Here is an 11,455-nt window from a genome sequence, read left to right as displayed (position 1 = left end):
CCTGTCACGGGGTGAACCGGAGCGAGTAGCTCACCACGGTGGGGCCTTTCCTGGGCTTCAGGAAGTCGATCTGCTCGAAGACGCCGACCACGCACTTCGTGAACGCCTGGCCCTTGAGCGCCGTCCGCGGCTTGCGCACCTCGGCCTTGCCGCCGTCCTTCTCGATGCGGAGATCGATGCCGAAGTCGCCGCCCTTGGTCGGGTCCTCGGCGAGCGCGAAGCAGCGGCGGAACTCGTCGAAGTGGGGCGCGACCGAGCGCTTGATCGGCTCCTTGGTGAAGTCGTCGTGCGGGCCGCCGCCGATGTGCATGCCGATGTTGGCGACCTTGACCTTCGGGAGCGGCCCGGCGTCGGCCGGCGCCGCGGCGGCCGACGCCGGATCGGGCGCGGCGCTGGCGGCAGGGGGCGCAGCATCGGCGGCAGGCGCGGCGCTGGCGGCAGGGGCCGCGGCGTCGGCGGTGGACGCGGCGCTGGCAGCGGGGGCAGCGCTCGCGGCCGAGGCGGGCGGGTCGAGGGGAGCCGACGGCGCGGCGGTCGTGGAAGGGGCCTGCGTCACTTCCGTTGGAGGCGCGGCGCGGGGCGAGCAGCTGGCTGCCGCGGCAGCGAAGGCGAGGGGAGCGGAGAGCGCGACGAGGAACGGAGCGGGACGGCGCATGATGGCGCGCGAATCTACACGTCGGCGCGCGCAGATCCAGGAAGCGGGGACGGCGCGAGCGCGGCCGAGGCAACGCGAGGAACGACGATCCGATCGCTTCGCGCGGAGGGCCGCCGTGATGCGCGCGAGGGACTCCGTTGCCGGAGGGAAGGGGTCCGTCGCGCGCGCGAAGGCATCCGGCGCCGGCCGGAAGGCTTCCGACGCGCTCCGAAAGCTTCCGACGCGCTCCGAAGGCTTCCGACGCGCTCCGAAGGCTTCCGACGCGGGGCGGGATGCGGAATTTGCCGGGAAATCCGTCTCCCGGCGGGCGCTGGATGGCGCCAACGGTGCGGCGGGCGCCGCTAAGTCCGCGAAATCTCGTGCTCCGGAACGCGCCGGAAGCTTCCCGAGCGCGCCGGAAGCGGCAGTTTGTGTGCTGGATTGCGTCCCTGTCCCGCGCCTAGGGAGCCGTCGCGTCCCGGCGCTTCTGCACGGCGTCGTTGTGGTCGTCCAGGCTCTCGCTGAACCGGTGGCGGCCGCCGCCCGCGGCCACGAAATAGAGGTACTTCGTCGCCGCGGGCGCCAGCACGGCCGCGATCGACGGCGCCCCGGGGTTGGCGATCGGCCCGGGCGGCAGCCCCGGGTGCGCGTAGGTGCTGTAGCGGTTCTTCGGATCCCGCACCACGGCGGGCGTGGCCTTGCCGCTCCACTCGGCGCACGACGGCGCCTCCTCGGGCCAGGCGACGCAGCCGTAGAGCGCCGTCGCGTCGGACTGCAGCCTGCGAGAGCGGAAGCTCGGATCGAGGAGCCGGTTCAGGAACACGCTCGCGATGAGGGGCCGCTCCTCCTCGACGACCGCCTCCTTCTCGATGATGGAGGCCAGCGTGAGCACCTCGCGGCGACCCCAGCCGAGCGTCGCCTGGAGCGCCGCGAGCCCGTCCTTGCCCTGCGCCGCGAGCGCGCTCCATCGCCGGTCGGACTCGGCGACGAGGCGCCGCGCCACGTCGCGCGCGTCGGAGTCCAGCGCGAGCTCGTACGTCGCCGGGAAGAGGTACCCCTCCGCGCTCTCCGCGCCCACGGCGCCGCCGCGCTCGATGCCGAGCGCGTCGAGGAACGCGCCGTCGGCGGTCGCCGCGAGGAACGTCTTCCGGCCGGCGATGCGCAGCTTCTCCAGCCGGGCGGCGATGTCGAAGCGGCTGAAGCCCTCGGGGATCGTGAGCTTCGCCGTGGGGCGCCCCTCCGCGCGCGCGAGCAGCTGCCGCAGCTCCCGCGGCGTCGCGCCCTCGAAGAGCAGGTGAGGGCCCGGCACGAACGCCTCGGTGCCGCCGGTCGCGCCGAGGTAGAGCGCCATGGCGCGCTCGCTCTCGACGAGCCCCTCGGCCGCGAGCAGCGCAGCCGCCTCGCCCGCGTCGAGCCCGTCCGGCCAGTTGATCTCCACGACGCGGCCCCGGTCCGGCGCCCTCGCGCGCCCGAAGCCGAACACCAATGCGAGGAGCGCGGCGCACGCCACCGCGATCACGCCCGCGAGCCCGAGGAGCAGCGCGCGCCCGCGCCCGGCCCGGGGCTGGGCAGGGCGCCGCGACGCCGGCGAGCGCTGCCCCGCGCCGCGCGCGCGCCGCGCGGGGGTCGCCTTCCGGGTCGACGGCGGCTCGCGCGGCGGCGAGCCCTGCGCGCCGTCGCCACCCGTCCGGCGGTTGCCGTCGCCACCCGTCCGGCGGTTTCCCGGCCGGCTCGCCCTAGGTCGAACGCCCACCGCAGGCAGTCAAAACCCGAAAGCCCGACGCGCGTCAACGCCCCGCGTGGCCACGGGGCAGGGGCCGGAGCGCGCGCTCAGGGTCGGGGCCGGAGCGCGCCGTCCGCGCCGCTCGCGCCGGGCGCCCCGCGTCAGCGCGCCAGATCGAAGGCCTCCGCCTCGTTGCGGCGGACGGCGCTCTTGCCCTGGCGGGACTGCGCCGGGGCGGGCCGCGGCGCCGCCGCCGGGGCCTGCGCGAAGCCGCCCGGCGCCGCGGCGGCGGCCGGCGGCGGCGTGGCGAACGCCGGCGGTGTGGCGAAGTCCGTGCCCGCGCGCTCCAGCGCGGCGAGCTGGCCCTCGAAATCGGACGCCACGTCCTTCGCGCGGTTCGCCGGGGCGACGGCCTTCGCCTTGTCGGCCGCCTTCTTGAGCGACTCCTGCTGCGCGTCGAGCTTGCTGCGCGCCTCGTCGAGCCGCCCCTGCTCGAACAGGAAGTTGGCCTGCTTCAGCGCCGCCGCCGTCTCGCTGCGCTGCACGCGGCCCGCGACGAGCGCGTCGAGCTCGCTCGCGTCCGCGTCGCGGTCCGCGATCGCGACGCCGAGCTTGCCCGCGCACCGCGCGTCGGTCCTGGCGACGAGGTCCCGGTAGGTGAGGCCCACGTCGGCCACGGGGGACTCGCCGCGCGCGTCGCCGCCGAGGTCGCCGAGGCGCACCTTGAGCAGGACCGTCTTCACCTCCCCCGCCGCGAACGCGCCGAGCGGCACGATGACCTGATCGCCGGCCCGCCGGAACGAGCGATCGAAGACCCGGTCGAGCTCCACGCCGGGCGCGAGGTCGATCGCGAGCTCCGCGCCGCTCGCGACCGACGTCGTGAGCTGCTCGGCCTCCGCCTCGAAGATGCGCGCGAGCGCGGCGTCGTTCTCGACGAAGTAGTGCCGGCCGTTCGAGTCGAGCGCGATCGCCGACAGGATCTTCTCGTTGTAATCGACGTCGACCCCGATGGTCGTGATGGCGACGCCGCGATCGCGCGCCCGCTGCGCCATGGCGCGGAAGCCGGGGACGTCGCGGACCCCGTGGTTGGCGTCGCCGTCGCTGAGGACGAGCATCCGGCTCACGCCGGCGCTGGTCTGACCGAGCAGCGAGAGGCCCTCCTCGATGCCGCACGAGATGCACGTGTCGCCGCCGAGCGAGATGCCGCGGACGCTCGCGAGGATGCGGCCGCGCGTCTCCGGCCCGACGGTCGTGGGCGGCACGACCACGCTGGTCCTCGTGTCGAACGTGACCACCGACACGACGTCGCCGTCGTTCAGGCGGCTCACGGCCGTCGTCGCCGCCTGCACGGCGTTGGTGAGGCGGGTGCCCTTCATCGAGCCGGAGCGATCGATGACGAGCGAGAGGTTCGCCTGCGCCAGCGACCTCGCGGGCGACCCGTCGCCGCGGACCTCGAACATCAGGAACGTCTCCTGCGCCGAGCGAGGCAGGCGCGCGTGACCGACGCGCCCCTCCAGCATCAGCCTCGATCCGGTGGTGAAGCGGCTCGGATCGATCGCCGCCACGGCGCCGCCCGTCACCTCGGGGACCTGGCGGGGCGGCTCGGTGATCACCTCCGGGACCGCCGTGACGGAGGTCCCGCCCCCGGACGGAGCCAGGGAGTAGACGGAGAGGCTCGTGAACATCATGCCGAGGGCGGAGAACAGGGCGACGTGGGTCGGCTTCATGGCTCCTCCAGAGAACGGCCTGGGCCCCCCGAGCTTACGATGGACTCACGGCGCGGGGACCGCGGGCGTGGTCCCTTGTACGTCGCCGAGCTCGGAACGATCTGACGGCTCCGCGGTCGGCCGGACACCGGCGGCGCGGAGGGCGCTCCACGGCGGGATGCTCCCGATCAGGACGAGCACGGCGTCGCAGGGGTGCGCCCGGGCCCCCGAAGGCGACGCGAGGGTCGCCACGAGCGCGCCGCCCGGATCCGCGGCGAGGGCGGAGACGTCGGTCTCGAACAGGAGCGAGAGGCGAGACGCCGCTGCAAGCCTGCGCAGCTCCTCGATGTTTCGGGTCTTCCCGCGGCGGAACCCGGCGCCCCGGTAGACGACGGTGACGTCGGTGGCCGGCTGGCGGGACAGCGCGATCGCGGCTTCCATGGCGACATCGCCGAGGCCGACGATCAGCACGCGACTGCCGGCGAGGCTCCGGGCGTCGGCGAGGTGGTAGTACACCCGACCTTCCACCTCGGCGGATAGCTCGAACGGAAGCCGGCGCGGTGAGCCGCGCTGGCCGATGGCGAGCAGCACGCGCCGCGCCCGGCGCTCGGTGCGCGGTCCGCCCTCGCGCGGCTCGGTGACGACGACGAAGCCGGCCGTGGCGTGCGCCTCCGCGGGCGCGCCTTTGCCGGCCGTCGCGCCGACGGCGGGCGCGCCGGCAGAGGCCGCGCGGGCGACCGACACCATGCGGGTGTCCTGCAGGATCGGGAGCCGCTCCTTGCGCACGATGCGGAGCCAGTGGGAGAGCAGCTCCTCCTTGGTCGACTCCTTCAGCCACAGCTTCCCGGTCATCGGCAGGTCGAGCGGCTGATCGAAGACCAGCTTGCCGCGCGGGAAGCTCTGGATGCTCTGCGCCACGCTGCCCTGCTCGATCACCTCGAACGAGAGGCCGAGCTCCTTGGCGCGCAGCGCGGCGCTGATCCCGGCGGGCCCCGCGCCCACGATGATCAGATCGAGCTCCTGACCGTTCGCGCCGCGCGGGCCGGCCTGCCGCAGGTCCTCCGCGATGCGCGTCGCGGCGTGCGCGCCCTGGTGGATGGCGTTCTTGATGAGCGGGAGCCCGGTGACGTCGCCGGCGAGGTGCAGGCCCGGCACGTCGAGGCTGCCGAGGTCGTCGCCGAGGCGCGGGCGATCGGCGATCGGCGCGCCGCCCTCGATGGTGAGCGACCCGTTGGGGCAGCGCTGCTCGCACAGGGTGAGGCCGCAGCACGCCTCGGGGCGGGCCACGACCGCGACGTACTTCTCGATGGCGAGCACGTCGTACGGGCATGCGTCGACGCACGCGTAGCAGCCGAGGCAGGTGGTCGTGTCGATCCGGGGCAGGCGCACGCGCGCCGCGGGGCGGAGCATCGCGTCCTCGCTCCCGGCGTCGCGCGCCGCTCGCCGCGCGCGGCGCGCGCGCAGCGCCTGGCCGCCGCGGGCGCCCGCGAACGCGAGGGCGGCGGCGGCGAGGCCTGCGCCCATCCAGAGCAGGGCGGGCGCGCCGGGCGTGGCGCCGGCCTTCACGACGGGCAAGGCCGCGGCGGCGTCGCGCGTCGCATCCCAGGCGAGGGCGCGGTCCTCGGTGTGCTGGCCGCTGCAGACGCCGGCGGGGCTCGTGCCGCCGCCCGCGCGGCCGGCGGGGCGCGGGCTGCCGGCCGCGCGGCCGGCCGCTGCGTCCTCGGGGAGGGCAGGGCGGTGCTCGTCGAAGCAGGTGATCGGACGCGCATCGCCGAGCGGCGCCTGCGCCGCGACGAGGCAGCGCGCGATGGGATCTCGCGGCGCGGCGAGGTCGTGGCACGGCACGCAGCTCCCCGCCGTGACGATCGCCACGGTGGCCGGCTGGCCCGGGCGGAAGGCCGATCTCGGGAGCTCGACCTCGGCGCCCGGCGCGAAGCGCACCGGCGGCCTCGCCGGATCGAACACGACGCCCTGATCGCCGCGGTGGATGGGGTGGCAGGTGGCGCAGCTCAGCGCGCCGCTCGCCAGCAGCTGCCCGTGGCTCCTGCGGGTGGAGCCGTGGGCGCCGTGGCACCCGACGCAGGCCTGATCGATGCGCGCGCCTGCCGCGGCGCCGCGCGAGGGCGCGGCTTCCCGGGCCGCGGCGGCCTCTCGCGGCGCGGCGGGCGCCTGCTCGGCGTGGCACGACGCGCACGCGAGCTGCGCGCGCGCGTGGGGCAGCGAGAGCGGCCCCGGCGCCGCGTGCCCCCCCGGCGGCGGGAAGAGCAGCGCCGCCGCGCCCGTCGCGACGGCGCCCGCGAGCGTCGCCGGCAGCACGCCCCGGAAGCGGGTGACGTCGGAGGTCGCCTCGGCGCGGCGCGCGGCGCGCCCCCGCACGACCTCCCGCGGCTGGGCGGCGCGCTGGCGCGGATCGGAGAGATCGGCGCGGTAGAGCGTCCTCGAGGGATCGGGCGGGCGCGCCGCGTCGTCCGCGTCCGCGTCCGCGTCGCCGGATGGCGGCGCCGCCGGACGGCGGCCTCCGCCGGTCGGGCTAGAGGAGCGTGACATTCAATCGATAGAAGAAGGTCGCGTCGGGGACGAGGGGCGCGGCGCGGAGCCTCACATAGTAAGTGCCCGCGGCGAGGTCGGTGAGCGAGGCGTAGGAGCAATAGCCGACCCCTCCATCGTCGTCGGACGCGAGCACGGTGGTCCCGTCGTCCCCGAGGACCTCGATGTAGCTGTCGATCTGCCCCCTCAGACAAGCCTCGGTATTGTTATCGCCGACGTTCACGTACAGCGTCGAGCGAGGCCCCGGCACGCTCACGGCGATCACGTCGACGTCGCCTGCCGGCGAGATCTCCGCGAGCCACGAGGCGGCGTACGCGTCGGCCTGCGCGGGGGTGCCGTTCGGCTCCGTCTCGTCGAGCTCGAAGCGGCAGCCGGGGCTGCACCCGTCGAGAGCGTCCCTGTTGCCGTCGTCGCACTGCTCCCCGGCGCTGATCGTGCCGTCCCCGCAGACCTCGGAGACGAGCGTCACGTCGAGGCGGTACGGGAACGTCGCCGCCCCGGAGCCGACCACGGGCGAGACGCGAACATAGTAATCGCCCGCGGCGAGCGACGGCGCGACGGCGCGGGCGCAAAGGCCGTTGTCCCCGCGGTCGCGCCGCACGATCAGCCCGCCGCTCTCATCGAGGATCTCGATGATGCTGTCGAGCCGGCCGGTCAGGCAGTCGGAGCTCGTGACGGCCGCGGTCTCCGCGATGAGGTCCGTCGGCCCGCTCGGCACGGTGACGCGCACGACATCGACGTCCACATCGTCATCGGTCGGGGGATGAATCGCGGCGAAGAACGGAATGGTGTAGGTGTTGGCGGTGGCGATGTCGTCGTTGGGCTCCACCTCGGTCGCCTCGAGCTGGCAGCTATCGCTGCAGCCGTCGCCCGGCTGATCGAGGGCGTTGTCGCACTGCTCCGTCGGATCCTGGATGTTGTCCCCGCAGGCGGTCTGCCGGCTTCGCACGCCGAGGTCGAACGCCCCTGCCTGGCTCGCGTTCGCTCCGGTGACGACCACATAGAACGCCTCGCCCTCGCGGACGGGCACGGTCAGCCGGTTGTCGATGCCCGCGCCGACGCTGGGCATGCCGCATTCGACCCGGGTCGCGGGATCGTCGCAGGCGTTGCGCAGCTCGGCGACGAGCGGTGCGTCCGTGTGCGGGGTCAGCACCACGTCGAGGAACCCGGTGGTCGTCGCGGTGAACGTGTAGGCGATGCCCGGGCTTTCCAGCGAGCAGCTGCTGCGGACGGCAGCGTGGCCGCTTGTGTCGCCGGTCGTGGCCCCGGGATCCGCGAGCGCCACGGGCGCGGCGCACATGTCCGCGCAGGCCTCGTCGCACTCCGGATCGTCGCAGTCGACGGCGCCGTCGCCGTCGTTGTCTCGCCCGTCCTGGCACACCTCGACGCCCGTGCAGCCCGAGGCGTCGGGGGTGCACTCGGGGCTGCACCGGACCTCGCCGGCATCGAAGCCGAGGCTCTGGCAGGTCATGCCGTTGAGATCGGGTCCGTCGCACGCCTCGCCCTGCTCGGCGACGTCGTTCCCGCAGTCGCCCGGGGGGCCGCCCCCGCTGCCCCCGCCTCCGTCGCCGCCTCCGCTTGCGCCGGCGCCGCTCGAGGCCGACGGGGGCCTCGGCCGCCCGGCGTCGTCATCGCCGCCGCACGCCGCGACCACCCCTGCCGCGCACACCAGCGCGGCTGCCATGGTGCTTCGGCTCATTCTGTATCCGGACATGAATACGTGATCTCCCAGTCCTGCACTTGAACGCCGCCCCCTCCGCTGCTCGTCGGATTGAGCCTCATCCGGACCTCGAGGTACTCCGTTCGAGCGTCCGGCAGCTCTTGCAGCACGTCGAAGAGATCGACCGCGCACGGCGGCGCCGAGGTCTCATCGCAGATCCGGGTGTCGGTCGGCGTGGCGTGGGCGGTCGCGGCGGTCCTGACCGTCGCCGACCCGAGATCGGCGGGGTCATCCGCCGCTCTCACGAAGAACTCGACGCTCGAGTCGCCCGGGGTCGTCGTCCTGTACCTGAGGTATCCCCACTGGGTCTTGGTCCCCGGCGGACAGACGCCGCGGTACTGCTCCCAGTCCGTGGTGATGGACGTGACGCTCGTCGTCACGCACGGCACGATGGCCCGGACCTTCCCGCCCGGGTTCTCGCGGATGTCGGAGCAGGTCTGCGGGCAGAGCTTCACGTTCGTGTTCCCGGGCTCGAAGTACCAGCCCGTGCCGCAGCTGCCGATACCGGCCCGGGGCGTGAGCGTCGTCTCCACCCCGGCGGCGTTCTCGTAGACGACGGACACCGACGCTGGATCCGAGACGCCCGCGGTGGGGACGGTGACGTCGCAGGGCAGCGCCTCGCCGCGGATCGAGACGAGCGCATTGAGGAGGTTGCCCTGCAACGTCGCTCCGGCGTTGAGGTTGAACGCCTGCCCACCGCCTTGATCCGCGATGAGGTTGATGATCTCCGCGTTCGAGTTGCCGAAGCCTACCGCGTGCACGCGGACGCCGTGGTTCACGAAGGCATTTCGAGCCCGGGCCGCGATGTGGTTGGGGGTGGTATTGCAGTCCGACGGGATGCCGTCGGTCACGAGCACGACCGCGACCTCCTCCTCGGGATGGGCGTTCTTGTAGTTGATCGCCCAGGTCGTGGCGCCGTGCAGCGCCGGGTCCATGGGCGTATCGCCGCTGGTGCCGGGGCCGGGGAAGAGCGCGTTGACGAGCGCGTTCTCTTGCTGATCCCACGGTGCTGGCTCCTCGGTCAGCCGCCGTGCCGCCGTGCCATCGAACGGGATGATCGCGTTACTGCAGCCGTCTCCGCCGGCCTTGTCGCAGGAGGAGGTGTCGCAGTTGCCCGGATTGTTGTGCGGCCAGAACCGGAAAGCGACGCCGAGCCCGGCCGACGCCGGATCCTGGAAGAAGGCCTGGAGCGCGTTCCTCGCCGGGTTCCACCGCTGGGCGCTGATGTCCGTGCCCGTCAGCGTTTGCCGCATCGAGTTGGATCGATCGAGCGCCACGAACAGGGTGACCGGCCTGACAAGCGACACGCTGGCCGTGGCGATGCACGCGGGCGACTCGCACATGGCCGATTGATAGATGCTCCCGTTGTTGCCGCACCGGCACTCGGCGATCTGCCCAGCGCCAGGGGGATTGACGACGAGCTCCATGCCGTCGGTGACGCCGGTGCAACCGGCCACGCTGATGCACTCGCCCGGGGCGATCGGCTGCGTCGTCGTGCAGGCGAGGGTGCCGCCGCTCGGGCTGCACGCGTTCAGGATGCGGTTCGGGGCGGAGGACGGAATCTGGTTTGCACCCGCAGGATAACGGTGGATGTTGATGCCTGCCGGGGCCGTCGTGGTGCCGCGGTTGCAGACCGGGATCGTCCCGCCGCAGGGCACGCCGATCGTCAGGTCCGGCTGGGCGCACGTCGGGTCCGTCTCGTTCGGCATGTACGACTTGCAGAGGCCTTTTTGAGGGCAGGTCTCGCCGCAGACGCTCTCCACGAGGTCCACGCAGCTCTGTGTCCACGCGCCTGTCGGCGAGCAGCAGCTCGCGCCTTGCACCGTCTCGCAGATGCTCTGTACGCACGAATTGCAGGAGGCAACGAGCCGTTCGCCGGTGTAACATTTGTCGTGCGCGCAGCCTGGATCGGTGTCGCAGGCGGAGCCGCACAAAGACCCGGCCAGGGCGACGCAGCTCGCGTCCCATCTCGGCACGGTCGCGCTGCACGTCTTGCCACCGCACTCCGTGGCGACATAGCCAGCGCAGGTCGCGCTCCACGTCCCGGTGCAGCGGCCGGTGCCCAACAGTGTGGTTCCCGGGGGACATGAGCCGATGAGGGGCCCGCTATTGTGCGTGGAGCAGCGGCCTGGGAACATGCAGGCGCTGTCCCCCCCGATGACGGTATTGCAATCCAACGCTGGGCACGTGATATCGCAGCACTCCGGATGGTTCGCGCAGATGGTCTCGACGCACGCGTCGCCGCAGGTCGTGGTCATGTTGCTCGCGACGCCGGGGGTGACCACGCAGGCGTCGTGTCCGCAGTCGGCCGGTACGGTCGTATAGGTGCAGCAGTTCGGGTTCGCGTCGCAGACCTTCTTGGCGCACCCGCTGCAATTCTCCAGCAGCGACACGCCGGTCCCGCACGGATCGTGAACGCACGCGCCCCGCGCGGGGTTGTCGCAGTACTGGTCGAACTGGCAGTCTTCGCTGGTCGTGCACGGCTGGTGCGTGCCCTGCCGCGCGATGTTCTCGGGCAGCTCGTTGATGTCGCCGACCGCCCACGTGTACGTCGGGCCAGTCCCCCCGAGGCTGATGGGCCCCCCGTCCGGCGTCTCCTCGAACGACTGGCACGTCGGGTCGCACGGGTTGGTCGCGCACAGGCCGCCGTCGGAGGCGTCGGAGTTGGCGAGCGGGCGGGGATACCCGCTCTCACCGCTCCCCCGCGGCGCCGAGCCGGACGGCGACCTCCGCATCGTCATCGTCCCGTTGCAGCTGCCGTAACGCCCGTTCTCGCAGCGCCGGATCCCGTCGAGGCACGTCAGCACTCCTTCGTGCTCGCCGACGGTGACGTGACACTCGATCTCTTCGCCGTCGACGCACGGGTCGCCCGTCCCCGGCCCTGCGTCGGGCCAGTCCGTCCCCCCTTGCGGCGGCTCACCGGCGTTGTTGCCTCCACGGCACGATCCGGCGATGAGGGCCGACGCGGTGAGCAGCGTCACGAGCAGCAGCGCTCTCGGCGCCCACGCGCTGGGGGAGCCTGATCGGGAGAGCGCTCCCATCCACTTGGTCGAAGGACCAGCCATCGGCTTCTTTACCTTCCACTAGGGTGCTGTCGGGAAAATTGTACCTGGGCGCAGAAGGCA

Annotated in this window: 6 protein-coding genes; all 6 read right to left on the bottom strand. The window is 73.3% G+C overall.

Annotation, left to right across the window (positions count from 1 at the left end; genetic code table 11):
* Nucleotides 1-4 precede the first annotated feature (4 nt).
* The gene (locus WMF34_RS22480) at nt 5-655 is read right to left on the bottom strand and encodes a hypothetical protein (RefSeq protein WP_437994505.1); all 651 of its coding nucleotides are present in this window, start codon (nt 653-655) and stop codon (nt 5-7) included.
* Nucleotides 656-1,094: 439 nt separating this feature from the next.
* Nucleotides 1,095-2,387 (bottom strand): endolytic transglycosylase MltG, encoded by a 1,293-nt coding sequence (gene mltG / locus WMF34_RS22475; RefSeq protein WP_437994504.1) that lies wholly within the window; start codon nt 2,385-2,387, stop codon nt 1,095-1,097.
* Nucleotides 2,388-2,518: 131 nt separating this feature from the next.
* Nucleotides 2,519-4,084: a vWA domain-containing protein gene (locus WMF34_RS22470; RefSeq protein WP_437994503.1), complete on the bottom strand. Its 1,566-nt coding sequence runs from the start codon at nt 4,082-4,084 to the stop codon at nt 2,519-2,521.
* A 45-nt stretch (nt 4,085-4,129) separates the two neighbouring features.
* Nucleotides 4,130-6,610 carry an NAD(P)-binding domain-containing protein gene (locus WMF34_RS22465; protein ID WP_437994502.1) on the bottom strand — a complete coding sequence of 827 codons (2,481 nt, stop codon included), beginning with the start codon at nt 6,608-6,610 and terminating at the stop codon, nt 4,130-4,132.
* Complete coding sequence (locus WMF34_RS22460) at nt 6,594-8,294, bottom strand: DUF4215 domain-containing protein (protein WP_437994501.1); 1,701 nt, start codon at nt 8,292-8,294, stop codon at nt 6,594-6,596. The genes WMF34_RS22465 and WMF34_RS22460 overlap by 17 nt, the downstream gene beginning before the upstream one ends.
* A gap of 11 nt (nt 8,295-8,305) precedes the next feature.
* Nucleotides 8,306-11,395, bottom strand: a complete 3,090-nt coding sequence (locus WMF34_RS22455) for a vWA domain-containing protein (protein ID WP_437994500.1) — start codon at nt 11,393-11,395, stop codon at nt 8,306-8,308.
* Nucleotides 11,396-11,455 lie beyond the last annotated feature (60 nt).

The sequence above is a fragment of the Sorangium sp. So ce145 genome (assembly GCF_051525985.1).
Lineage (GTDB): Bacteria > Myxococcota_A > Polyangia > Polyangiales > Polyangiaceae > Sorangium > Sorangium cellulosum_B.
The sequence above is the reverse complement of the archived record's forward strand: the minus strand, read 5'-3'. Positions and strand labels throughout refer to the sequence as shown.